Annotated in this window: 16 protein-coding genes; 9 read left to right on the top strand and 7 right to left on the bottom strand. The window is 71.3% G+C overall.

Annotation, left to right across the window (positions count from 1 at the left end; genetic code table 11):
- The first annotated feature begins 75 nt into the window (after window positions 1–75).
- From ABZ873_RS17905 to ABZ873_RS17885, 5 genes are all read left to right on the top strand, one after another.
- Window positions 76–1,797, top strand: a complete 1,722-nt coding sequence (locus ABZ873_RS17905) for a discoidin domain-containing protein (protein ID WP_360872325.1) — start codon at window positions 76–78, stop codon at window positions 1,795–1,797.
- On the top strand, window positions 1,737–2,624 hold the full coding sequence (locus ABZ873_RS17900; RefSeq protein ID WP_360872322.1) for a galactose oxidase-like domain-containing protein: 888 nt from the start codon (window positions 1,737–1,739) through the stop codon (window positions 2,622–2,624). The genes ABZ873_RS17905 and ABZ873_RS17900 overlap by 61 nt, the downstream gene beginning before the upstream one ends.
- A 192-nt stretch (window positions 2,625–2,816) precedes the next feature.
- A complete protein-coding gene (locus ABZ873_RS17895) occupies window positions 2,817–3,980 on the top strand; it encodes an MAB_1171c family putative transporter (protein ID WP_360872319.1) in 1,164 nt (387 codons plus the stop codon).
- 300 nt (window positions 3,981–4,280) lie between these two features.
- Window positions 4,281–4,742 (top strand): helix-turn-helix transcriptional regulator, encoded by a 462-nt coding sequence (locus tag ABZ873_RS17890; protein ID WP_360872316.1) that lies wholly within the window; start codon window positions 4,281–4,283, stop codon window positions 4,740–4,742.
- Window positions 4,739–5,317, top strand: a complete 579-nt coding sequence (locus tag ABZ873_RS17885) for a toxin (RefSeq protein WP_360872314.1) — start codon at window positions 4,739–4,741, stop codon at window positions 5,315–5,317. The genes ABZ873_RS17890 and ABZ873_RS17885 overlap by 4 nt, the downstream gene beginning before the upstream one ends.
- A 32-nt stretch (window positions 5,318–5,349) precedes the next feature.
- Here ABZ873_RS17885 and ABZ873_RS17880 read toward each other — a convergent pair whose 3' ends face one another.
- The 5 genes from ABZ873_RS17880 to ABZ873_RS17860 form a co-directional block, all read right to left on the bottom strand.
- A complete protein-coding gene (locus tag ABZ873_RS17880; RefSeq protein WP_360872311.1) occupies window positions 5,350–8,703 on the bottom strand; it encodes an aminotransferase class I/II-fold pyridoxal phosphate-dependent enzyme in 3,354 nt (1,117 codons plus the stop codon).
- A 4-nt stretch (window positions 8,704–8,707) separates the two neighbouring features.
- Window positions 8,708–9,649, bottom strand: coding sequence for an NAD-dependent epimerase/dehydratase family protein (locus ABZ873_RS17875; protein ID WP_360872308.1), 942 nt, complete (start codon window positions 9,647–9,649; stop codon window positions 8,708–8,710).
- A gap of 143 nt (window positions 9,650–9,792) precedes the next feature.
- Window positions 9,793–10,674: a geranyl diphosphate 2-C-methyltransferase gene (locus tag ABZ873_RS17870; RefSeq protein ID WP_360872306.1), complete on the bottom strand. Its 882-nt coding sequence runs from the start codon at window positions 10,672–10,674 to the stop codon at window positions 9,793–9,795.
- 17 nt (window positions 10,675–10,691) lie between these two features.
- Window positions 10,692–12,065, bottom strand: coding sequence for a family 2 encapsulin nanocompartment cargo protein terpene cyclase (locus tag ABZ873_RS17865; RefSeq protein ID WP_360872304.1), 1,374 nt, complete (start codon window positions 12,063–12,065; stop codon window positions 10,692–10,694).
- Window positions 12,066–12,172: 107 nt separating this feature from the next.
- A complete protein-coding gene (locus ABZ873_RS17860) occupies window positions 12,173–13,585 on the bottom strand; it encodes a family 2B encapsulin nanocompartment shell protein (RefSeq protein WP_360872301.1) in 1,413 nt (470 codons plus the stop codon).
- A gap of 723 nt (window positions 13,586–14,308) precedes the next feature.
- Here ABZ873_RS17860 and ABZ873_RS17855 point away from each other — a divergent pair.
- The 4 genes from ABZ873_RS17855 to ABZ873_RS17840 are packed head-to-tail and all read left to right on the top strand — an operon-like array spanning window position 14,309 to window position 24,844.
- Entirely contained in the window at window positions 14,309–17,587 is a 3,279-nt protein-coding gene (locus tag ABZ873_RS17855; RefSeq protein WP_360872298.1) for a DUF6603 domain-containing protein, read from the top strand.
- 6 nt (window positions 17,588–17,593) lie between these two features.
- Window positions 17,594–19,822 (top strand): hypothetical protein, encoded by a 2,229-nt coding sequence (locus ABZ873_RS17850; RefSeq protein WP_360872295.1) that lies wholly within the window; start codon window positions 17,594–17,596, stop codon window positions 19,820–19,822.
- A complete protein-coding gene (locus ABZ873_RS17845; RefSeq protein ID WP_360872293.1) occupies window positions 19,822–23,463 on the top strand; it encodes a hypothetical protein in 3,642 nt (1,213 codons plus the stop codon). Before ABZ873_RS17850 ends, ABZ873_RS17845 begins: the two co-directional genes overlap by 1 nt.
- Before the next feature lie 25 nt (window positions 23,464–23,488).
- Window positions 23,489–24,844, top strand: a complete 1,356-nt coding sequence (locus ABZ873_RS17840) for a hypothetical protein (protein ID WP_360872290.1) — start codon at window positions 23,489–23,491, stop codon at window positions 24,842–24,844.
- 74 nt (window positions 24,845–24,918) lie between these two features.
- On the opposite strand, the gene ABZ873_RS17835 is transcribed toward ABZ873_RS17840, so the two are convergent.
- Together ABZ873_RS17835 and ABZ873_RS17830 are read right to left on the bottom strand one after the other, a co-directional pair.
- A complete protein-coding gene (locus ABZ873_RS17835; protein ID WP_360872287.1) occupies window positions 24,919–25,167 on the bottom strand; it encodes a helix-turn-helix transcriptional regulator in 249 nt (82 codons plus the stop codon).
- Window positions 25,167–25,655: a DUF2975 domain-containing protein gene (locus ABZ873_RS17830; protein ID WP_360872284.1), complete on the bottom strand. Its 489-nt coding sequence runs from the start codon at window positions 25,653–25,655 to the stop codon at window positions 25,167–25,169. Before ABZ873_RS17830 ends, ABZ873_RS17835 begins: the two co-directional genes overlap by 1 nt.
- Window positions 25,656–25,668 lie beyond the last annotated feature (13 nt).

Raw genomic sequence — 25,668 nt, 5'->3', positions numbered from 1 at the left:
TGGCTCTTTCCGGGCGAGTTGCGCCTGCCGCTGACTATCTTCTTCGGGCGTGTCCGTTCGCCCCAGGAGGTCAGATTGCAGTCCAGGCGCTCCCTCGCCTCAACGCGGCTGTTACGCCGCTCCTACCTGCTCATAGCCTTCGCCCTCGGCTCGCTGCTGATCGGCCTGACCCCCTGGCTGGGGGTCAGCAGTACCGCGGCCACCGGGCAGCCCGTGCCGCGCCCAGTGCCCATGCCGTTGGACCAGAAGGCGCAGCAGTCGCCGCACCACGGGATCGCGCCGGCGAACGCCATGGAGCCCGCGGCCCCGCTCCTCGACCGGGCCGGGTGGACGGCGACGGCGAGCGACGAGGAGACCAGCGGTGAGAACGGACGCGCCGCCAACGTCCTCGACGGGAGCAACGCCACCCTCTGGCACAGCAAATGGACCGGTACACCGGCGCCGCTGCCGCATACGCTGACGATCGACATGCACCGCACGGCCGTGGTGTCGGCGCTCGTGTACCAGCCCCGCACGAACGGGTCCAACGGCCGCCCGGGCGAGTACAGCATCAGCGTGAGCGCGGACGGGGTGAACTGGGGGACCCCGGTCGCCACCGGTACCGTCGCGGACGACGCCAGCGCCAAGACCCTCGGCTTCGCCCCGCAGGGCGCCCGCTTCGTCCGGCTGACGGCGCTCACCGAGGCCGGTGGCCGCGGACCCTGGACCTCGGCCGCCGAGATCAACCTGCTGGGCGACCCGGGCACCCCGGCGGCCACCGTCGACCTGCCCCGCACCGGGTGGACGGCGACGGCGAGCGACGAGGAGACCAGCGGTGAGAACGGACGCGCCGCCAATGTCCTCGACGGCAGCGACAGCACCCTCTGGCACAGCAAGTGGTCCGGCACCGCCACTCCCCTGCCGCACAGCCTGACCATCGACATGCACCGCACCACGACGGTCTCCGCGCTGGCCTACCACCCGCGCACCGGCGGCGCCAACGGCCGCGCGGGCGCCTACACCATCGCGACCAGCACCGACGGCACCACCTTCGGCGCCCCGGTGGCGGCGGGCAGCTGGCGGGACGACGACACCGTCAAGACCGCCACCTTCACCCGCGCCGAGAGTGCCCGCTTCGTCCGGCTGACGGTGACCAGCGAGGCCGGTGGCCGCGGGCCCTGGACCTCGGCGGCGGAGATCCGGCTGAGCGGTCCGGCCAGTCCGGCCGTCCACGGGTCCTGGGGCCGGATCATCGGGTTCCCGCTGGTGCCGGTGGCGACGGCCGCCCTTCCCGGTGACAAGCTGCTGGCCTGGTCGGCGTACGCACTGGACCGCTTCGGCGGCAGCAACGGCTATACGCAGACCGCGATCCTGGACCTCAAGACGGGCAAGGTCACCCAGCGGCGCATCGACAACACCGGCCACGACATGTTCTGTCCGGGCATCGTGATGCTGGCCGACGGCCGGGTGCTGGTCACCGGCGGCAGCAACGCGGAGAAGGCGAGCATCTACGACCCCGCCACCGATGCCTGGTCGGCGACCAGCAGCATGAACATCGCCCGCGGCTACCAGGCGATGACGCTGCTCTCCACGGGCGAGGCTTTTGTCCTCGGCGGGTCCTGGAGCGGCAACGCGGCCACCGACAAGGGCGGCGAGGTCTGGTCCCCGGACACCCGCACCTGGCGCAAGCTGCCGGGCGTGACGGCCGCCCCGGCGCTGACGGCCGATCCGGCGGGGCCTACCGCGCCGACAACCACATGTGGCTGCACGCCACTTCGGGCGGCAAGGTGCTGCAACTGGGCCCGAGCCGCCAGATGAACTGGATCACCACCGGCGGGCAGGGCGGCATCACCCCCGCCGGGAACCGGGCCGACAGCCAGGACGCGATGACCGGCAACGCCGTCGCCTACGACATCGGCAAGCTGGTCACCCTCGGCGGCTCCCCCGCCTACCAGGACTCCCCCGCCACGCAGCGCGCGTACACGGTGGGCATCTCGGGCAGCCAGGTACAGGCGGCCCGGACCGGGGACATGGAGCACGCCCGCGCGTTCAGCAACAGCGTGGTCCTGCCGGACGGGAAGGTGGCCGTCTTCGGCGGGCAGGCGTATCCGGTGCCGTTCAGCGACGCCACCTCCGTCCTGACCCCGGAGCTGTGGGATCCGGCCACCGGGCGCTTCACCCCGCTGGCGACGATGGCCGTACCGCGCAACTACCACAGCGTCGCGAACCTGCTGCCGGACGGGCGGATCTTCTCCGGTGGCGGCGGGCTGTGCGGGGACTGCGCCACCAACCACGCCGACGGGGCCGTGTTCACGCCTCCGTACCTGCTCAACGCGGACGGTACGCCGAAGCCGCGGCCCGCCATCATTGTGGGCGTGCCGCCCAGGACGACTCCCGGCAGCACGCTGACGGTCGGCACCGAGGGCGCCGTGGCCTCCTTCGTCCTGATGCGGGCGGCGGCGGCCACCCACTCCACGGACAACGACCAGCGGCGGATCCCGCTGGTGTCCACGCCCACGGCCGCCGGGGTCCACAGCGTGGCGATCCCGGCGGACACCGGTGTGGTGCTGCCGGGGAACTACCTGCTCTTCGCCCTGGACGCGCAGGGGGTGCCGAGCGTGGCCCGGTTCCTGACGGTGTCCTGAGGCCCGGCGCGGGGCCCCGAGGAGTCTTTCCCTCGGGGCCCCGTCCCGGGTGGCTGAATAGTGTTGCGGGGAAAGGGAGTTCGGCGGCCGGGCCCCCGTCCGGCGCGGGGCGGCGGGTACGGTGCCCCGCATGAACGTTTCCGCACCGCCCGACCCATCCGCCGGCCCACGGCCCTCGCAGGAATCCGGGACGTGAACACCACCAGAACCCTCTGCTTCGTCATCGCGGCACTGTCCTCGTACGCCGCGCTCGTCTACCGCCTGTGCCAGGCGCGGCGCAGCTGGCGGGACAGCGCCTACCGCACGCTGATCACCACGCTGGTCCTCCAGTGCCTGACCTTCACCATGGGCGCCGTAGCCATGGGGGGCGGGAGCTTCCTGGGCGTGGGGAACCTCGCGATCCTCCTCATGCACCTGTCGGCGGTGGCCTTCTGCGTCAGCGCGCAGATCATCCTGCTGCGGTGGGCGGCCGCAGACGCGGAGACGCAGCGCCGGTCGCGCTACTGGCTCGGCACCGGCATCGCGCTGAACGTGCTCCTGGTGGCGCTCTTCCTGCTCGCCGACGGGCCGGGCCGTCCGGCGACGGACTTCGACACCGGCAGCGGCCGCCCGCTGGTCCTCACGTACCTGCTGGTGTTCATCGTCTCCCAGGCGGTGCCGTGCGTGACGATCTACCGCCAGTGCGGCCCGTACGCCCGGATGACCGACAACGCCTCGCTGCGGCAGGCGCTGCGGCTGCTGTCCGTCGCCGCCGTGGTGCTCTTCCTGTACTGCACGGCCCGGACGGTCAACATCCTCACGGCGGCCGCCGGGGTCGACATCGGCCTGTGGAAGCTCGCCTCCAACGTGTTCAGCGCGCTGGGCATCGTCCTGCTCTCGCTGAGCCTGACGAACTCCTCCTGGGGGCCTTCCGCCTCCCGGCTGCTGGAGTGGGCGGGCGCCTACCGCTCCTACCGGGCGCTGTACCCGCTCTGGCGGGACCTGTACGAGTCCTCCCCCGACATCGCGCTGGAGCCGCCGGGCGCCTCGGTGTCCGACCTCGACTACCGCCTGCACCGGCGGGTGGTGGAGATCCGCGACGGATGGCGCGATCTGCGCCCCTATATCGACCGTGCGGGGCCCGGGAGGGACCTTCCGGGGCGGCCGGTGAAGGAGTCGAGCGAGGAGCTGCGGCAGGCGTATGCCGAAGCGGCGCAGATCAAACGGGCGTTGAGCGCCAAGGCGGCCGGGACCGTGCCGCACGACAACAAGGACGCGGGCGATTTCGACGACCGTGACACGGACAACTTCGGGGCGGAAGTTGCCTGGCTCACCCAGGTCGCGGCGGCCTACAGTAAGCTCGGTAAGGCGAGTTGAGAGCTCCCGCCCGGTTTGCATCCCCCGTCAAACCGGGCGGGACACCCCCGTCCCCCGTTTTCCGTCGGGCCGGACGAGTGGCTCCCGCCCGGACTGGCCCGGCCCATCCCCCGAGGGCCGGGCCAGTCCGATGTCCGCCGCCACCCGACTCGTCCTTCCCCCGTGAGTCGCGTTAGCTGGCAGCTATCGGCGAGACCCAACGTTGGCGGAGTCAGGGCCAATTGTCAACTGACCGCTATTCTGTGAAACTGCCGTATAGCCACTGGCTATACCAGGGAGGTGACGGGAGGAAGGTTCACCATGACGGAAACCGAGACCGAGGCCGATGAACGGCCCCTGCTCGCGGTGCGGCTCGACGACCTGTTCAGGACGGTGCGCCCCAAGGGCAGGCACTGGACCAACGCCGAGGTGGCGGAGGAGCTGAAACGGGCCAGTCCCGAACTCAAGGTCGGGGGTGTGTACTTGTCGCAGCTGCGCACGGGCAAGCGCTCCAATCCCTCGCCCGACCTGCTCGCCGCCCTGGCCCGGTTCTTCGGCGTCTCGGTGGCCTACTTCTTCGACGAGGAGGTGGCCCGCTCGGTGCTGAGCGAGCTCGCGGCCGTGGAGGCGCTGCGCCAGTCCGGGGTGCGCGCGGTGGCAATGCGCGCGGCCGGGATGAAGAAGGAGAACCTCCAGGCCATCACCGCCATCATGGACCAGTACCGGCAGTTGCAGGGCCTGCCGCCGGTGAAGGACTCCGCCGATCCCGCGGACGCCGGATGAGGGGCCCCCGCAAGGACCGCTCGGCGGACCAGGACCGCCGCAGCCGGCTCAAGCAGCTCCGCAAGGCGGGCGCGCGGCGGCTCGCCGAACTCGGCCTGCCGGAGGCCACGGACGTGGCCGAGCTGTGCCGGCACCTCGGTGAGGCACGCGGCCGCCCGATCCTGCTGGTCCCGATGCAGATGCCCGCCTCGCATCCGTGCGGCATGTGGGTGGCCGCGCGCGACGAGGACCTCATCTTCTACGACGCCAACACCACCGGCGCCCATCAGGAGCACATCATCTTGCACGAGCTGGGCCACATCATCTGCTGCCACCGCGGTGCGGGCGGGCTGGACGAGGCCGCCGCCCGCCTGCTCTTCCCGAACCTCGACCCGCAGCTCGTGCGCGACATGCTCCTGCGCGCGACCTACGACGACGTCCAGGAGCAGGAGGCGGAGATCATCGCCTATCTGCTCTCCCAGCGGATGGGCGGCGCGGAGGGCCGGGAGACCGCCGCCGCGGCCGGGGACCCCGCGGCCTCCGCGGACCCGGGGAAGAGCGCGATGCTCAGCCGGATCGAGCGGACCCTGATCTGAGCCGGGCCGCCGACGCCCCGGCCGGAGCCCCCTCACCCGGCGGCCGCCACCTCCTCGGCCAGGATGGCGACGGCCCGCCGGATCTCCTCCTCGCCGTGCTCGCTGGTGAGGAAGAACCGCAGCCTGGACAGCCCCTCCTCCACCGCCGGGTGGAAGATCGGGTCCGCGACGATCCCCCGCGCGTACAGCCGGTCCGCGACGCGCAGGGTCCGCGCCGAGTCCCCGAGCAGGCAGGGCACGATCGGGGTGCCGGAGCTGAGGCCGGTGTCCAGGCCCGCCGCGGAGGCCAGGCCGAGGAACAGCTCCGCGTTGCGCCGCAGCCGGCGTACGCGCTCTGGTTCGGCGGTGATCAGCTCGGTGGCGGCCAGCGCCGCGGCCGCGTTGGCCGGGGTCAGCCCCACGCTGTAGACGAAGCCGGGGAGGGTGTGGCGCAGCCAGCGCACCACCCGCGCCGAGCCCCCGAGGTAACCCCCGCAGCTGGCGAAGGACTTGGACAGGGTGCCCATCCACAGGTCCACGTCGGAGCGGTCGGCGCCGAAGTGCTCACCGACCCCGCGCCCGCGGGCGCCGACGGTGCCGATGCTGTGCGCCTCGTCGACCATGAGCAGGGCGCCGTATCGATTTTTCAGTGCGATCACGGCGGGCAGGTCGACCAGGTCTCCGTCCATGCTGTAGGCGCCCTCCACGGCAATCAGCACCCGCCGGAAGCGGGACCGGTTGAGCCGCAGCAGGTGCTCCAGCATGGCCGTGTCGTTGTGCGCGAAGGGCCGCCGGGCCGCCCCGGACAGCGCGCAGCCCTGGAGGATGCTGTCGTGGGCGAGCGCGTCGTGCAGCACGAGGTCCCCGGCGCCCACCAGATGCCCGATGGCCGTCACATTGGTGGCGTGGCCGCTGACGAGCGTGAGGCAGTCCGCGACGCCGAGGAAGGCGCTCAGGGCCCGCTCCAGCCGGACCGTCACCTCGCGTTCCCCGGAGAGCACGCGGCTCGCGGACACCGAGGTGCCGTAGCGCTCGACCGCCCGGTGCACGGCCTCGTTGACCGCCGGGTGGCCGGAGATGCCCAGGTAGTTGTAGCTGCCGAAGGAGAGGTACGGGCGGCCCCCGATGACCGTGGTCTCGCGGATGACGCCCTCGTGGACACGGAAGTACGGGAAGGCGGCGGCGGAGGCGGTGAGGGAGTCCAGCCGCCCCTCGAAGCGCTCCACCTCGGGGAAGTCCTCCACGCGTGCGGTGCCCTCGTCGGCTTCGGCCGGGGTGCCGGGTTTCGGTGGTTCCGCCTCCGGTGCGGCGGGCAGGGCGGCGTCCGGGTCGACGAGGCCGATCACCTGCGCGACGGTCAGGCCGGGGGCGAACAGCTCCTCGGTGGGGAAGCCGGGCATCCGTTCGCCGAGGGTGACGGCCAGTTCCTGGAGCATGAGGGAGTCGAAGCCGAGGTCCGTGACCAGGCGCATGCTCCCGCCGAGGTCGGCGAGGGGGAATACGCCGGTGCGCGACACCGCCCGCAGGACGAGGCCGGCGGCCGTGGTCTCCGTGGGCCGCACGGGGGTGGGTACGGCGGTGGGTGCCTTCTCCGGCACGGGCACTGGCACCGGCACTGGCTCCGGCTCCGGCGCCGGCCCGGCCGTCCCGCGCCTGGTCTCGTCCACGACCCAGTGCCGGCGCGGGGCGAGCGGGCTCGGCGGGAGGGTGTACGGCGGCCTGCGCGCCGGCGTCGGCCGCTGCGGGCCGGGGGCGGACTCGGGGGCCCGGCCCGAGGCCAGGGCCTCGGCCGCCTCCGTCAGGCGGGCGGCCGCGTCCCCGGCGTCCCGGGCCACCACGGAGAGCCGTTGCGCGAGCGGGGACCGGCGGGCGAGGGTGTCCGCCACCCGGTCCAGCGGCGGCAGCTCCTCGGCCAGGACCTGGGCCACGTCCCGTGCGTACCCGGCCAGCCCGGCCCGGTCCCGGGCGGAAAGGACGAGCATCCGCGGCCCCGCCTCCGGTGCCGGGGACACCGGGGGCCGCGGGCCCTCCTCCACCACCAGGTGAACCCCCGTCCCGCCGAAGCCGAAGGCGCTCACCCCCGCCCGGCGCGGCCCTCCGCCCTCCGGCCACGGGGTCGGCTCGGTCGCGACGGCCAGCCGGGCGGCGGCGAGCGCCCCGCCGTCGGCGAGGGCGAACTCCGGCTGCGGCGGGATCACCCCCCGCTGCACGGCCAGTACCGTCTTGATCAGTCCGGCCAGACCGGCGGAGTTGAGGGAGTGCCCGACGACCGCCTTGACCGCCCCGAGGTAGGCGGGGGCCGCGCCTTCACCGCGCAGTGCGCCCAGGACGCCGATCTCGACCGGGTCACCGACCGTGGTGCCGGTGCCGTGTGCCTCCAGATAGCCCACCGCGTCCGGGGCCAGGCCCGCGTCCCGGTAGGCGCGGCGCAGGGCCCGGAGCTGTCCGCCCGCCCGGGGGTGCAGGCCGCCCTGCACGGTCCCGTCGTTGGCCGTGCCCACCCCGCGGATGACGGCGTAGACCCGGTCGCCCGCGGCCAGGGCGTCGGACAGGGGCCGCAGGACGAGGACCCCCGCGCCCTCGCCCAGGACAAAACCGTCCGCCTCCGAGCCGAAGGGCAGGCAGCGGCCGCTGCGCGAGATGGCGCCGATCCGGCAGAGGCCCACCAGCAGGTCGGGGGCGAGGATCAGCTGGGCGCCGCCGGCGAGCGCGATACGGGTCCGGCCGGCGCGCAGCGCGTGCACGGCGTTGGCGACGGCCATCAGCCCGCCGGAGCAGGCCGAGTCCAGGGCGTAGCTCTCGCCGTGCAGGTCGAGGACCGAACTGATCGTGTTCGGGCCCATGTTGAGCAGCAGTCCGGCCACGGAGGTGCCGTGCAGCCCGTCGACGGCGCGTACGGCGTCCTGCCAGCCGGAGCCGGCGGGCGGCTGCCCGAACTCGCCCCCGGCCAGCTGCCGCATGCGGATCCGCAGGGTGCTGAGCGAGCGGTAGCCGCTCTCGGTGAGCGCGGTGATCACCGAGGTCTCCTCGCGGTCGAAGCCGTCGGCCTCCCATCCCGCGTCCTGGACCGCCTCGCGGGCGAGGTCGATCAGCAGCCGGTGCTGCGGGTCCATGGCGGCGGCCCGGCGCGGCGGGATGCCGTAGTGGGCGGCGTCGAAGAGCTCCACGCCGGGCAGCAGGGCCATGGTGTCGGTATAGGTCGACGCGGTGTCACGGAAGTCGTCGCTCAGGAAGGCGGCGCCGCGCCAGCGCGTGTCCGGGACGGTGGAGAACTGTGCCCGCGGGGCGGTGAGGAGCCGCCAGTACTCGTTCACGTTCCGGGCGCCGGGGAAGCGGCAGGCCATGCCGACGACGGCTATGTCCTCGTGCCCCGCTCCCTCCCGGCCCCGTGTGTCCGTCCCGGTCACGCGGTCACCTGCCGGCCGGCAGGTGGGCGCGCCACCAGTCCAGGGTGGCCGTGATCTGCGCGTCGAGGGGTGTGGCGCGTGTGGTGAAGGCGGCCTCGTAGGCGCTCGTGTCGACGACGAAGGGGCGGTCGAACTGGTAGCGGATCTCCTTCAGTTCCCGCAGCAGCGGCGAGAACAGCCCGGCCACGGACAGTGCGGCGGAGGGGATCCCGCGCACCGGGACCGGTCCGGTCCCCGCCTGCGCGGCCAGTAGCCCGACCATCTCCCGTACGGACTGGGGTGGTTCGGTCGGTACGTGCCAGGCGCGGCCCCAGGCCCGCTCCTCCCCCGCGACCTCGGCCAGGGCCCTGGCCACGTCGGGGAGGTAGGTCCAGCTGTGCGGGGCGTCCGGGTCCCCGAGGGTGGCGACGGGGCGGCCGCGCAGCACGGCGGGGACCACCCGGGTGGCGAGGTGGCCGCCTTCGGTGACGCCGGGTCCGAAGAAGTCGGAGGCGCGTACCTCCACGGCGCGGATACGGCCCTGCTCGTGCAGGGCCTTCGCCTGCTGCCAGGCGGCGGCGCGCACCCGCCCCTTGGGGCCGGTCGCGGCGAGCGGCAGGTCCTCGGTGAGGGGGCCGTCCACGGGGCCGTAGCCGTAGAGGTTGCCCAGCAGGACGAGCACGGCCCCGGTGGCCTCGGCGGCGGTGCAGGCCGAGGCGACGAGGGCGGGCCATTCCTCCGTCCAGCGGTGGTAGGGCGGGGCGGCGCAGTGGTGGATGGCCTCGGCACCACGGGCGGCCTCGGCCAGCGCGGAGCTGTCCTTCGCGTCGAACGTGCGGTGTTCGATGCCCGGTTCGGGACTTCCGCCCGATCTGGTGACGACGGTGACGGAATGGCCCTGCTGGGCCAGGAGGCGGGCGGTGGCGGCCCCCGCGGGGCCGAATCCGATGACGACTTGTGAACTCACGCGCGCACCCTAGCGCGGCAGTGGATTGACCTCTTGTCCGGTGATCCGGATCCGGACAACCGAACGGGAGGGCACCTTCCGCTTGTATGCGGACGAGCCGGGCCCGTCGGTGACGGACCCGGCTGCCTGGTGCTGAGCGCGGATCAGACGCGGTCGGCGGCGATCAGGACGTACTGGAAGGAGCCGTCCTTGTAGGAGTTGATGAACGCTTCCTCGATACCGGTGACCAGGGAGGAGGTGGCCCGCAGCTCCCAGTACGGCAGGGTCTCCGGGGTCAGGTCGATGACGGCCTGCGGGACGAGGCGGTTGTCGGCCATGGCCCGCAGGTATTCGCGGCGGGAGTGGATGTTGCACTCGAAGTGCGCGTTGATCTGGGAGACCCACTTCGAGGGCTGGCCGTAACGGGGGTTCCAGCAGCCGGTGATGGTCACGTAGCGGCCGCCGACCTTGAGCATGCGGGAGTGCTCCGCCATCAGGTCTTCGAGGTCGACGTACATGCTGGACTCGTTGTTCCACGAGCCGGAGACGGAGCCCGTCTCGAAGGGCATGCCGAGCATGTTGCAGACCCGGGAGCGGACGGAGTCCTGGATGCCCAGCTCGGTCACGCGCTGGTTGCCGAAGTCGGCCTGCTTGCTGGAGAGGGTGACTCCCTCGACCTTGCAGCCGAAGCGCTGGTGGGCCATGACCATGGAGCCGCCGCGGCCGCAGCCGGCGTCCACGAGGAGGTCGTCGCGGCCGATCACACCCAGGTGGTCCAGGAGCACATCGGTCTGGGCCGACTCCAGCCGGTGCAGCTCGGCCACCAGCCGCTTCTCGTACGCGCTGTCGGCCGGGTCCCCCAGGGCCTCCGCGTCGATGTCACCGATGCCGTAGTGGTGGTGGTAGAGCCCGTCGACATCGCCGAGACGCAGGTTCACCGGCCGCGCCTCTTCGTTCCAGTAGCGCGCGATGTCCCCCTGGTAGGGGGTCGCGGGAGCCGGGATGAAGGGGGAGGTGCCGACGGTGGGGGTGATCTCAGTGGTCACAGATGAATCCATTCCTCTTACCAGAAGTCGGGAAGGCTGTAGCGGTAAGTGTTGCTCATGTGCCAGTAGTGGTTTCCGTCGACCCATGCGGCCACACCCTTGAGGAACCGCAGAACTCGCGGATCGGGTACGGCTGTTGCGAGGGCGGCGGATTCGGCCTCGAAGGCGTGCATGAGCTCGTTGTGGACCTCGACCGCCTTGAGGTAGCCCTCCTTGTCGGAGATGCCCTCCTTCTCGGCGATCACCACGGGCAGGTTCATGTGCTTGCCGGGGGCCTTGAGCTCCTTGGTGTAGGAGTACAGGTCGTTGGCAAGGGTGGTGGCGTTGCCCGCGAGCGCGATGACCCGCTGCATGGCGGGCAGCGCGTGCAGGTCCGCCGGCAGTTCATAGCCGCCGACCGTGTCCGTGATCGTAGGACAGGGACGGAAGTTGTTGAACTGACGCATCGACAGGTACTCCCACACCTCGGGGGTGTACTCCGTCTGCGTCCAGGCGGCCTCCGCGAGATAGCCCAGGTGCAGCCGGGCCATGTCGTGCCGGTAGCGGTCGGCCTGGGCGGGGGTGGCGGCCTGGAGGAAGTACCCCATGGCGGAGCCGTAGGAGCGCCGGGCCGGGTCCGCGAGCAGGGACTCCGCCCAGGCCGGCTGGTACTCCCGCGTGGTGTGCAGGGGGTCCAGGGCGGTGTGGGCGAGCAGCAGCCGGCCGCCGAGGCCGACGGGTGAGCCGCCGTGGTCCTCGCAGTAGCAGTCGTCGACGACGTTCTCGGCGACCATCAGCCGGGTGGCGATCATCAGGTGCTCGACGCTCGGCGCGTCCGGGTGGCAGGCCACCATGTACCGGCCGACGGAGAACCCGTCGAACTGGTCCTCCCACTCCGGCGGGTACGCCTGGACCTCGTCCACCGCCCAGCGCTTGATCCGGCGGCTGACCTCCGCCACCCGGACGGGGTCGGGCTCGGGCACGGGGTGGTGGTAGAGGCCCGGTACGGGGCGGCCCCCCGCCGCGGCGGGCACCGCCGCCGCCCCCTCCGGCTCGGGCAGCGCCGGCCGCGCGGGGCGGCGGGCCGGGTGCAGCCCGGCCGTCCCCAGCCCGCTGGGGCCGCCGAGGATCCGCTCCAGGGCGGGGCGGGGTGCGGGGGCGGTCGGTGTGGGGGCAGTCGGTGTGGGCGCCGGTGTCCGGTGGAGGACCGGTACGGAGGGCAGCGCGGGTACGGACGGTGGTGCGGGTACGGACGGTGGTGCGGGTACGGACGGCAGCGCGGGTACGGACGGTGGTGCGGGCCGGGCTTCGACGGCGGCGGCGTCGCCGCCGCGGGCGTGGCCGGGGGCTCCGATGCGGGCCGGCGGGCCGGGCAGGCTCGACCGCAGAGGGGAAGGCCCGGGGTCGGGCATCCGTGGCTCCTTGAGGGGGTGGTGGGGCTGTCGTGGCCCGCGGAACAGGCCCTCCGGGGGTACGTGGTGCGCCCGGAGGGCCTGCGCGGACTGCCGGCCGGTGCCGCTCAGGCGTTCCGGCGGGCGATCTGCACGTTCTCCAGCACACCGAGCGCGTCGGGCACCAGGATGGCGGCGGAGTAGTAGGTGGTGACCAGGTAGGAGATGATCGACCGCTCGTCGATGCCCATGAAGCGGACCGACAGGCCCGGTTCGTACTCCTCCGGCAGCCCAGTCTGGTGCAGGCCGATGACGCCCTGGTTGTCCGCCCCGGTACGCATCACCAGGATGGAGCTGGTGTTCTCCTTGCTGATCGGGATCTTGCTGCACGGCAGGATCGGCACCCCGCGCCAGGCCGGGACCTGCTGTCCGCCGAGGTCGACGTGGTCCGGGTACAGGCCGCGGGCGTTGAACTCGCGGCCGATCGCCGCGATGGTCTTCGGGTGCGCGAGGAAGAACTTGGAGCCGCGGCGGCGGCAGAGCAGTTCGTCCAGGTCGTCCGGGGTGGGCGGGCCGGAGTGGGTCTGGATCCGCTGGTTGAAGGCGGCGTTGTGGAGCAGGCCGAACTCACGATTGTTGATCAGCTCGTGTTCCTGGCGCTCGCGCAGCGCCTCGATCGTGAGCCGCAGCTGCTCCTCGGTCTGGTTCATCGGCTCGTTGTAGAGGTCCGCCACGCGGGTGTGGACCCGCAGGACGGTCTGCGCGATGGAGAGTTCGTACTCGCGCGGCTTGAGCTCGTAGTCGACGAAGGCGGTGGGGAGTTCGTGCTCGCCGGTGTGGCCCGCCGACATGGCGATCTCGGCCTCGCCGTGCTTGTTCTGCCGCTGGTGCGGGATGGACCCGAACTCCCGGATGTGGGCCTGGAGTTGCGGGGCGGCGGCCATGACGGCGGCGAAGTCGGCGCGGGACAGGGTGAGCAGGACGCCGGAGGTGTCGGCGGTGGCGGTGTAGTCCGACACCGCGTCGGCGTCGAGGAGGGCGTTCTCGCCGAAGCGGTCGCCGTCGGCGAGGACGGCGACGCCGACCTCGTCACCGTACTTGCCGACCGTGGTCTGGCTGACGCGGCCGTGGGCGATCAGGTGGATGGCCTCGGCGGGGGTGCCGCGCTCGACCAGTACCTCGCCGGCGCGGAAGTCGCGCTGTACGCAGCGCTCGGCGAGGGTGGACAGCACCTCTTCGTCGTCGAAGCCGCGCAGCATGGCGAGTTCACCGAGCTCGCGGGGGATCACCCTGACGCGGGAGCCGTCCTGGACGAACTCGATGCGGCCGTCGCCGACGGTGTAGGTCAGCCGGCGGTTCACCCGGTAGGTGCCGCCCTTCGTCTCCACCCAGGGGAGCATCCTCAGCAGCCAGCGGGAGGTGATCTCCTGCATCTGCGGGGCGGACTTGGTCGTGGTGGCGAGGTTACGGGCGGCCGCCGTGCCCAGGCTGGTCTGCTGGGGCTGTTCCAGCTGCGCCTCTGGGCTGGTGTCCACGGTCATCGCGGCAGGCTCTCCTTCGTGCGGGCAGTGAAGGGCGCACGGGTGTGCGCCTCACCGGTGAAAGAAGAAAAATAGGGTGAATACCCGGGCAATCCCTCTGGATCCGGAAGAGACACTAACGGCCTAAACGCCGCCCCTCCCACCAGATGCCGGGCGGTTACCTCGAACCGGTGATCTTGCCCGAGGAGGCGTTTAAGAACCCGACCGGCCGGTATCCAGACACCAGCCCCCACTGATTTCCGCCACGCCGAGCGATGCCGCCGCCGCGCCGGCCCCCGAGCCCCCGGCTCCCCGCGCGGAGCATCCTCCGCTTGTCGGTCCGGACCGCCTTGCTGCCTGATCAACTGACTTTGACGCCACCCCAGGGGAACATGGCCGAATTCCGCGATTCGGCAATTCATTCGGGACGGCGGATAGCGAAGTAGAGCGATGAGCGGACCGGCTCGTCTTCAAATGCGCCGACTGAATCGATTCTCCGAACGGTCATACGCAATAGATCCCCTCACGCAAAAGACATCTGGCGGAAAAGAGGTGGCCATTTCCAGGTTCCTGGCCGATGTTTTTCAGACGTATCGGGCCGGACAGTTGCGCCGCCCGCATGCTCCGCATTGATGTTTCCGTGCCCCTCCCCTATTTTCTTTTCCGTAACGGAACATACCGGCACAGAGGCCCCGCATTTCCGCGGGCGCCTCACTCAACCGTGTCCACAGGCAGGGGTCACCCATGGCGCTGACGGTCGACGAACTGGTTGGACTGTTCCCGGCGGGAGGTGCCGGTACGTTCGAGCTCGACACCGGGCGGCTCGGGCTGACCGGCGAGGCCGGGTCCTTGGAGCACTTGCCCGACGGCATTCTGACCCTCAGTGAGGCGACTGCCGACCGTGCCGCTCTGACCGTGACCGGCACCGTCACTCTGGCCGGTGAGGCGATGCCGGCCAGCGCCCGGTTCTTCGCCACTGGCACGGCGGTCGACGCGCTTCTCTTCGAGGCGAGCCCGGCGACCTGGCTGCTCCAGACCGCCGTCGCCCACGTCGACCTGTCCGGGCTGTCTGGTGGCCGGTCACTGCGGGTCCTGCTGGCCGCCGGACAGGCCGCGGCCGCGGCCGGACGGTGCCCCGGCACCGGGCCCTGGGTGGGCTTCGAACTCGGCGGGGCGGTCGCCGACCCGCTGGAGTTCCGCGCCGAACTGCACAAGGAGTCCATCGGCGCGGCTCAGCCCCTCGACGGACCGCCGCTGTTGATCACCCCGCTGCTCGAAGCCCTCGGCGAGCACGGCGTCGACCTGCCCGGACCGCTGGTCGACTGGCTGGAGCGGGTCCAGCTGCACCAGCACCCGGCGGGCAAGATGGACAACCTGATGGTCACCGCCGAAGCGCCGGTGGACCACGGCACCGGCGCGAACCCGGTGGAAGTGCTGGTGCTGCGGACCACGGTGCTCGGCCGCACCGGCCAGAACGGCAAACCCAAGGCCACCACCGTCGCCATGGTCCGGGCCCGCACGGACTGGGACGGTTCCGGGCTGCCGGTGGTCGGACCCATGATCGGCAACGGGCTGCTGTCCCTGCCCGCGCTCCAGATCATGTACGTCTCCGAGAACCTCAGCTCCGAGGACGTCATCAAGATCAACCGAGTCGTCACGGAGTACGGCCTCGGCCCGCTCCAGCAGTTGCCGGTGGTGAACGCGGCGGCTGGGGTCCCGCTGGGCAAGAACGTGAGTGCGGCGGTCCACCTCGCGGTCATGGGCCATCCGACCCCGGCACTGGTGATCACCGTCCCGCCGAAGTTCGGACCGGCTCCGGAGAGTCCGGAGAAGCCGAAGCTCGAATACGAGTTCGTGATCGGCAAGCAGTTCGGGCCGGTCTACCTCTCGTCGATCGTATTCCGCCACGACGTCAAAAAGGGCCTGCTCATCGAGCTCCAGGGCCAGGTCACGATCGGTTCTCTCACCTGGCAGGTGGCCGGACTCGGCTTCTACGTCGGGCTGAGCGGCGGCTTCCCGCTGCTGCCCTTCCTGCACGGCATGAACATCGAAGCCACCGCCGCCGACGGACTCATCGGCCTCAAGGGCGGACTGCTCAACAAGACACCCGACGACCCCACCCTCGACTTCGAACTCGCCGGGCTGATCCTCGTCCAGGCGATGGCGGTCGAACTCGGCGCCCAGGCCGTGTGGGCACGCAGCGTCGAAGGATGGCACTCGGTCTTCATCTACGGCGAGCTCTCCCTCCTCGGCGGCGCCTCGGTCTTCGGCCCGCCACCCTTCACGGTCACCGGCTTCTCCGCCGGATTCGGGATCAACAGCTCCTTCAAGAAGGTCCCCACCGGCGCCGAGATCGCCGAATTCCCCCTGGTGGCACGACTGGACGCGTCCCAGGCCCTGCCCGGCATGCCGGCCCCGACGCCGTACACCCCCGAGGACGCGCTCAAGGCCCTCACCGGACCCACCGGCTGGATCCGCCCCGCCGAGGGCCAGTACTGGATCGCCGCCGGAGTGAAATTCACCAGCTTCGGCTTCATCGAGACCAAAGCCCTCGCCGTCATCGAACTCGGCGACTCCGTCAAGGCCATGCTGCTCGGCCGCACCTCCGTCAGCCTGCCGCGCACCCTCAAGCCGAACGCCCGGGCCATCGCCAGGGTGAACATCGGCCTGAGCCTCGGTTTCAGCTCCGCCGAGCACTGCCTGTCCATGGACGTGGCTCTGCTCCCCGGCAGCTACGTGCTCGACCCGTCCATCGAACTCACCGGTGGCATCGCCGTCTACGTCTGGACCGGCGGAGGCCGCGCCGGTGACTTCGCCATCAGCCTCGGCGGATACCACCCCGACTACAACGTCCCCGCACACTACCCCCGGCCCAAACGACTCGGGTTCGTGTGGTCCCCGGCCGCCGACGTCACCGTGCGGGCCGATGCCTACGCCGCGATCACCCCCGCCGCGTGCATGTTCGGCGGACGCCTGGCCGCCGTCTACGACAAGGGCGTCTTCTCCGCGTGGTTCACCGCACACCTCGACGTGCTGGCCCAGTGGAAGCCCTTCTACGTCGACGTCCGGCTCGGCATCAGCATCGGCGTCGCGGCCACCATCAAAGTCTGGTTCGTCCGGGTCCGCATCTCCGTCGAGGTCGGCATCGACCTCCACTTGTGGCTGCCGCCCTTCGGGGGCCGGGCCACCGTCAAACTCTGGTTCATCTCCTTCAGCTTCGGCTTCGGCTCCTCCCGCGACAGCACCCCCGCCGTGGACTGGCCCGAGTTCCGCACCCAGATCCCCGCACCGGCCCGGGTCATCCCCAACGAGGGCCTGCTCGCCGACACCGACCAGGGCGAGATCACCCGGCGTGCGGCCGCCAAGGAGCCGACCCTCGTCTCCTCGGCCGGATTCACCTTCACCACCGAAGCCGGCATCCCCGCCTCACACCTGTACGTCAACGAACGGCTGATCAAGCAGTCCGACGAGGGGACGGTCGACATCCGCCCCATGCGGAAGACGGGTGTCACCTCAGCCCACCGGGTCACCATCACCAAGGACGGCACGACCTTCCACCCCACCGACCATCACTGGGTGGTCAAGCCGGTCACCGGCACGGTCGCCCCCGGCCTGTGGGGCAAGCCCCTGGCCAAACCCGGTGATGCGCTTCAGGGCGACCAACTGCTCGAAAACCGCCTCACCGGACTGAGGATCACCCTCCCCAGGCCGGACTACGGCACCGACACCGGGCCCGTCACCTCACAGGCGCTCTCGTACGAAGGACTCCCGGACGGCCGCATGCCCCTGCGCGTGTCCGACCCCGCCGGGCCCGAGCCGCGGGCCGACGGCCAGAGCATCCGGACCATCGTCGACACCGTCGCCGCTCCCACCGTCAAGGACCGCCGCACCGCCGCGCTCAGCGCCCTCGCCCGGCTCGGCGCCGGCCCCGGCGCCGGCCTCGACAGTCCGCTCACCGGCTACGCCGCACTCGCCGGCCGCAGCCTGACCACCCCGCCCCTGACCACCACCGCGACGAGGTGACCGGCCGTGACCGCTGAACCGGATCTGCGCATCCACTTCCTCGACCACCTGATCCCGCGGGCCACCCCCGGCGACTACCGGGTCGTGGTCAAGAACACCCTCAGCGACTCCGACGGCGCACTGGACGCCCAGGACAAGCTGCTCCCGTCCGAGGAGACCTTCGAGATCAAGGCCGTCCGCTTCGTACTCGGCGAAGCGTCCGTCCACGCCTACTACCCGCCGCGCGAGAGCACCGGCGCCTACACCAGGACCCTGCCGCACATCACCCTCAGCCGGTCGGTCCTGCCCTGGGAACGCAACCTCGCCGGAACCCTCGCCGAGCAGCCCCCGGCCCGCCCGCCCTGGCTCGCCCTGCTCGTCTTCGGCGAGAACGAACTGCCCGACGACCCCGCCGCGTCCGGGGACACCGTGCTGCGCACCGTCGAGAAGCTCCGCAACCCTGCCGAGGAGGGGGTCGAGGGCCCGAAGCTGCCGCCCGGCGGCGTCGACGAGGCCGAGGCCCGGAGCAAGTGCCGGACCATCGACGTCCCGGCGGACCTCTTCAACGCGGTCGCCCCGCGCGACGACGAGATGTACTACCTCGCCCACGTCCGCAAGGTCGTCGACGCGAACAGGACCCGGGCCGACGGCGAAGTCCTCGAAGAAGGGGAGTACGCGGTCGTCAACGCCAACCGCTTCCCCCACACCCCCGGTAACTACGCCGTCCACCTCGTCTCCCTCGAAGGCTTCGAGGGGCGGCTGTCCGGCACCCTGCCCGGCGGCACCACGGCCGTCCGCCTGTGCTCGCTGCACAGCTGGAGCTTCACCAGCAGCAAAGGGCCCGCCGCAGACCCCGGAACTCTGCTGGAGAACCTTGTCGCCCCCGGCGCCGAGGAGCCCGAAGAGCTCGCCCTGCGCCTGCCGGTTACCGCACCGATCACCGACGACCCCGAGGACGACTACGTCCGCGAGCGCCTCGCACTCGGCTACACCGCCGTCCCTCACCTGACCCTCTCCGGCGAACGCACCTTCGCCTGGTACCGCGGCCCGGCCACCCCGGTCACCGCTTTCGACGTGCCCACCGAGCACAGCCCCGGCCCGCACACCACCTCCGACCACGCGCTCGTCTACGAGCCCGAGCACGGCGTCTTCGACGTCAGCTACGCCGTCGCCTGGACTCTCGGTCGCACCATCGGCCTGGCCGACCCCGAATACACCACCGCCGTCCAACGGGCCCGCCGGGAACTCGCCAACCGGGCGACGACGCTGATGGCGCTGGCCGGAGATCCGGCGCGCGCCTCGGTCGACCCGGATGCCCCGCCCGCCCTCGGCGCGCTGCGCGAACTCGCCTCCGCAGGCTTCCGCGAGCGGCTCGGCACCGGGCTCAGGGGCCCCCAGCTCCCGGACGACGCCGGACGCAGGACGCCGCAGCCGAGAGTGACACGTACACGGTCGAGGTCCGTGCTCGCGGAAGAACGCGCCGTCTCCCTGCTGCGGACCACCGCGGAACGCAGCGCCGGGGCCATCGCCGCCTGGCAGGCCCGCCTCGGCCTGCTCCAGGGCGTGCCGTTCCACCACCTCGTGCCCGACCCGCGCATGCTGCCCCTGGAATCCCTCCGGATGTTCCGCCTCGACCAGGGCTGGCTGGACGCGCTCGTCGCCGGAGCCGCCGACGTCGGTGTGCACACCTCCGTCGACAGCCGCCTCGCCCCCGAACTCAACCGGGCCACCGCACGGTCGGGCAGCGCGAAGCGGGCCGCCGGCGGGCTGCTCATCCACTCCGCACTCGTCCCCGCCTGGCCGGACATCAAGGTCAACGCCTACCGTGAGGACGGAACCGTCCTCACCGAACTGCGCCGCGCCACACCGGACAAGAGGATCCTGCTCGTCCTCTGGGACGGCGTTCCCGACAAGGTCGTCATCCGCGAACCGGGACAGGGCATCCACTACGGCATCGACGCCGGGAACCGCCTCGGCCTGCGCAGCCTGGCCGCGGACCCGCCGATCGGCACCCCGCTGGAGACCTACTACCCGGCCACCGGCAGCCTCTTCGACCTCCACCTGCGCTCCGACCCGGACACCGGACCCGCTGTGCTCCGGATGTTCGGCACCGACGGCCTGGTGCCCGCCCTGGCCCGGGAGTTCGGACTCCCCGACCTGGATCCCGGACAACTGGCCCTGGAACTCGTCAACGCCCCGCTGGAACAGGAAATCCTCAGCCCCACCGGCACCGCTGCCCGGACGGAGACCGCCTGATGAGCGCCACGGACCTGATCGTCCCCGTCAAGGTGCACGCCCTTGTCGTCAACCGGCTGACCCGCACCGCCGAGACGTTCAACCGGTGGACGCCGAACTTCGACGCCATGATCGAGGAGGGCGCGGGCGCGGAGCCTCCCCCCGGCGTCGGCACCGAGACCATGGGCCCGGACAGCGAAGGCGTCTATGTCCAGTGGCAGCTGCCCGAGGCGCTGGCCAACGGACACTACGACCAGGCGACGGGGGAGACGACCTTTCCGTTCGTGCCCAACCGCTGGCTGGTCGTGCGCTACAGCACCACAGCGGCGGAGGCGGACCGCAAGGCCGTCGGGTGGATCGTGCAGAGCGACTACCTGGAGAGCCGCCCGGTCCAGGACGCCGACGGCAACGACGTCTACGGCACCAACAAGCACCCGAACCCCGATTCGCCGGAGGGCGCTCCGCTGGAGCTGACCTTCCTCGGCCGCCGCCACGACCTCACGCGGGCGCCGTGGACCGAACCACCTGCCCAGAAGCCGCACCTGACCGCGGCCGGGCCCGGACTGCCCGGCTTCGCGGCCTACCAGCCGTACAACAAGGACGTGTTCTCGATCCACGACACCCTTGAGGACCTGAAAGGCGACCTGGACAATTACCCGCCCGACGCGACGCTGAGCTACTTCGTCGTCGGCTGGTACAGCGACGACGCACTCGACTACCTCAACCGCGCCGCGTCCGTGCCCGGTCTGCTCCCGCCGGACGCGAGCGGAACGGCTGACCTCCTCGAAGCCCTCGGCTGGAACATCCCCGACGGCACCGCCGCCGACGCCCTGGACCGCACCCTCTACAGCGGCTCGGCGCTGGGAGTCGACTGGCAGCGTGAAGGCGCCACCTGCGAGTCCGACAAACCGAGCAACATCGAACTCAGCGAGATCCTCACGCTGGGCAGCAGCAGTGCCGAAGCCCTCGGCCGGCTGGCCGCCCGCCAGACCCGGTCCGCGCGCACCGGGGACCTCGTACGCTCCCTCTTCCACGGCACCCTCGAAACACTCGACACCGCCGACGGCGAAGAGGACCTCGATACCCTCACCCATCACTCCTGGTTCTCCGGCTCCGACGGCGGCCATGTCTGGAAGGTGACCGCGCGCCCCGTCGAAGGCGACGACGAGCTGCCGCCCGCGCCGCCGGAACCCGGATGGCTGACCGAACTCAACGATGTCCAAGGGCAGTACGACGACCTCGCGCCCAGGCTCCGCCGCTCCCAGCAGCGCCTGTGGAACATCTGGTGGCTGCGCAACAAGCCGGTTCCCCCGTTCACCCCTGAGCACCCCGCAGGTTTCGACGCCGCAGCCGATGTCCAGCTCAGCGAGAGCGATGCCACGAGTCTGGCCGGACGGACCAAGGCTTTGCTCGACGAACAGTTCGCGCTGTCAAGGCAACTGCCCACCGGAGCCACCCCGGAGGAACTCGCGGCCGACATCGCGAGGTACGCGACCGAACGCGGACTCGACCCGCGCTACCAGCTGGAGCGCACGGCCCGCGAGTCCTACTACCGCCCCGCCGACCCGGTCGTGCTCATCAAGGACACCGGTGCCAAGGAACCCCTGACCCGGGACACCCCGCTGCCCTGCCGCCTTCCCGAGGCCCTGATCACCCGGATCACCGTCGGCGGCACGACCTACGACCGGCCCACCGCTCCGCCCAGCCCCGGACTGGCCGGTCTCCCCGACGCCTGCACCCCGCTGCTCGCCGAGTTCGCCCTCCTGGACCAGGTGGCCCGGGTCCCCGGCGCTCTCGACGCGGCTCTCCAGGACCCCGGCGCCGTCACCGGGCCCGTCCCCGAGCACACCGCGCCCTGGCGGCAGCCCTGGCTGCCCATGCACCTCGAATACGAACTGAAGTACTGCCCCACGCCCTTCCAGGCCGACGGCACCACCTACTGGACCTTCAACGGCAGCCGCTACGAATGGTCCGGCCGGGGAGCCCAGCCCGGCGGTGGCGAAGCCGACCTGCGGTGGCTCACCTTCAAGAACCGGGCGTTCCTCACCCCGAGCACGCCGTTCGTCCTGCAGAAGCAGATCGACCACTACCTCGACACCTACTCCGGCGCTCCCACCGATGGCCTGCTCGCCCTGCGCGAGGAACTCGGCGACCCGGGAACGCTCTCCCAGCGCCTCGACGGCTTCCACGACTGGCTCGTCCAGCAGGACGGCGCCGCCAGGACCACCGCGCACGTCCCCGAGGCCGTCGCCGGCCTCGTCGGCGACATCCAGAGCGTCCCGGAAGGCGGCCCGCTCGAACCGCCCGCCGACGACCCCGGAACACCGTTCCAGCCCGTCCGCGCCGGCCAGTTCACCTTTCACGACCTGCGCATCGTCGACCGCTTCGGCCGCACCTACGACATCGTCAACAGCGGCAACCACGAACAGGTCTCCCTCACCCTCGCGGAGAGCGTTGCCCCCGACAGCGTCCTGCACGAGGACCTCATCGGCACGGCCCGCTTCGTCCAGCTCGGCCCGCGTCTCCTCCAGGGCGCCCGCGTGCGGCTGGAGACCGTACGCGCCGTGGACGGGCAGCGGCTCTCGCCGATGGCCCGCGCCGCCACGGCTGAGAACCCCCTGGCCGGCTGGCTGCTGCTCAACCACCTCGACCAGACGCTCGTCGTCCACGGACCCGACGGCGTCTGTCTCGGCGAACTCCGCGTCGTCAAGGACATCGACGGCGCGGACGACAGCGTGTGGCTACCGCTCCCCGGGTCGCCCCACCCCGATGTCGACGCCCGGGAGTTCGAGGACGCCATGCCGCACCTGGCCCGGTTCGTCCGCACCCTCAAGGACAAACCCGCCGCCGCACTCAGCGGTCTGCTCGACACCATCGACCGGACCCTCGACACCATCCTCGACGAGGCGGCCCAGGAGGACGGCTCCGCGCTGCGGCTCATCGGCCGCCCGCTCGCACTGGTGCGCGCCGATCTGGGCGTCGAGCTCGAAGGGCCGCTGCTGAGCAACCCGAGCTGGGACCAGGTCCTCGGAGAGTCGCAGGAGGAGTACGACGGCTACCGCTGGCCGGTCCGCCTCGGCAACGAGAAGCGGCTCGGCGACGGCCTCATCGGATACTTCGCCGGGGCGACCGGGCCCGACCAGGAGACCTCGTACGAAATCTTCCACGCGGTCATGCCGCAGGGCGGCGGGGGCTATCTCACCCCGATCGACAAAGGCCACGGCCTGGCCGTGCCCGCGCGCACCCCGGACCAGCCGGTGACGCACCACCTGACGCTGCTGATGGATCCGAACGCGGCGGTGCACGCCACCACGGACATCCTCCCGGTGACCAAGGTCCAGCTGCCCGACGACCTGGTGTCCGAGGCGATGCGGCGGATCCGGGCGTCCTTCCGGCTCGGTCCACTGCTCGCGGCCGAGCGGGTCGACAAGGCCGGGGAAGCCCGGCGGACGCGGGCGGGAGAGGAGCCGACGGAGGCAGGTGTGGTGCTGCCGCAGCCCGCGTCGTGGCACGGAGCGTGGAGTTGGGCCGAGCCGCGCGGGTCGGAGACCGAGTGGGTGGAGCTACCGATCGTTCCGGCCGATTCCACGGCGCACTTCGGGGATCCGCAGGCAGCGGCCCGGTGCGGATACCTGCTGCTCGACGCGACCGAGACGTCCTGAACCTCCTTTTCAGAAGGGCTGTTGCATGAGCGTTGTCATGGTGAACACCACCAACCTGCTGCCGTACGAACCGTCGACCGACCCGAAGCCGCTGCGGGTGAGCTCCGCCGAGGAAACCGAACACGGCTCCGTCAACATCAATGTCGGCAGCGGGATCACCACCTCGGCCTGGTGCAACAAGATCACCATCCGGGTACCGGTCGGCGCGGGAGCCGAGCACCTCACCACCGAAGGCGCCGGCATCAGGACCGGTGCCAGCACCGGCTGGACACCGTCTCCCCCCACCATCTCCGGCGGCTTCGCGGTCATCACCTTCACCCCGGCCCGCGCGGTGCAGTTCACCGGACAGATCGTCACCCTCACCCTGTCCAACATCGCGGTCAACCGCACGGCGGGTCAGGTCTCCATCGAGATCATCGAAAGTTCGTCGACGACGAACGGGAGCTTCACCAACAAGAACGCCGCGGTCGAGGTGGACAAGTTCCCGGCCGGGTTCGTGTTCCGGAATTTCGCGCCCGAGAAGATCATGGTGGAGAACGGTGAGGTCGCCGTGCTCCGCTGGGAGGGCTCGGACGCGAAGTACACGATGCACTGGGGCGACACCCCCGCCGGCGTCTCTGTCGACAAGGAACGCGTCTGGTCCACCCCGCGCGGCCTGACCACCGTCACCGGCTTCATGCTCCGCGCCGAAGTCACAGCCGGCGGCGTCACCCTCACCCACACCCTGACCACGGCCGTCACCGTACGCATTCCTGACCTCGTCGTCAGGAACCTCACCGTCCAGGGCCCGGCCACATTCGCCGACAGCGTCAGCCTCAGCAACACCGCCAAGGACCTGACGGTCGCCGGATCGGTGCGCGGCGCGGGCGGCAACCCCTTGAGGGTCAGCCAGAACGCGGGCCTGAAGGTCGACGCGGCCCTGAACGTCACCGGGACGAGCACCTTCAACGGCGACGTGACTGCCAACGGCTCGGTCACCGCTGTCGGGACCGGGAAGGTCGTCCGGATCGCCGACCTCCGCGGGCCGTACGGCGAACCCCTCAAGATCAACAGTCACGTCAACGTCCTGCCCGGCAACAGTGTCACCATCACCGACAATCTCACCGCCAACGGCAATATCAACGCCGGAGGAAATCGGGTGCTCCGGGCGGGCGACACGCTCCGCTTCGTAAGCCACAAGAACAGGTACCTGCAGGAGGGTCCCGACTATGGCGGCGAGAAGGAGGTGGCCCAAACCTCCAGGACCCGCTACAACAACGCCCAGTGGCGGACACAGCATGTCTCCTCTGCCAGCTCGTTCGGCAAGGAGCCGGAGGAAATGCGGGAACCGGAAGACCTCGCGCAGGATGAGCGGACCCTCACCCCGGATCCGGAACTCTGACCCGGCCGCCGGGGGGGGCGTCGGTCCCCTTGGCCGAGGCGTCGGCCGCCCCGCCCGCCCCGGCGGGCGGCCCGTCAGTCCTGTGCGGCCGGTTCCAGGGCCTCCGTCGGGTCCGTCGGGGCCGGGTGCCAGCGGAGGAGGTCGCCCGGTTGGCAGTCCAGGGCTTCGCAGAGGGCCGCCAGGGTGGCGAAACGGACTGCCTTCGCGCGGCCGTTCTTGAGGACCGCCAGGTTCGCGGGGGTGATTCCCACGCGTTCCGCGAGTTCGCCCACGGACATCTTCCGCCGGGCCAGCATCACGTCGATGTCGACCTCGATCGGCATCAGATCACCTCGTCCAGCTCGGCCCGCATCCGCGTCGCCTCGCCGTCCCGCGCGACGGCCTGCACCAGCAGCATCCGCAGGACCAGGACGATGAGGGCCACCCCCAGGATGGCCACGCCCACCCCGGCCATGATGACGGTGACGCCCGGATCCTCGCGCTGCCCCGGGGCGTTGAAGGCCGTGACCGCGAACCACACCAGGGCCGCGCCCACGATCGCGCCGATCACCGTGTCCACGGAGCGGAAGGCGGCGTCGGAGAAGACGGTTCCGCGCCGCACCATCGTCACCAGCCGCCACACCGACACCAGCGCGACCTGCGCCGACACCATCCCCAGGATCGTGAGCAGGCGCATCGGGGTCAGCGGCATCGACCCGTCCTCCGGGTCTCCCCCGGCCAACGCCCAGACCATCCCCACCTGCACCAGCACGGTGCCCGTGAGCACCACCGCGAGCACGGCGCGCAGCGCCCGCACGGTCCATTTCCCCATGACACATCCTTCC

The organism is Streptomyces sp. NPDC047014 (assembly GCF_040644195.1).
Taxonomy (GTDB): Bacteria; Actinomycetota; Actinomycetes; order Streptomycetales; family Streptomycetaceae; genus Streptomyces.
The sequence above is the reverse complement of the archived record's forward strand: the minus strand, read 5'-3'. Positions and strand labels throughout refer to the sequence as shown.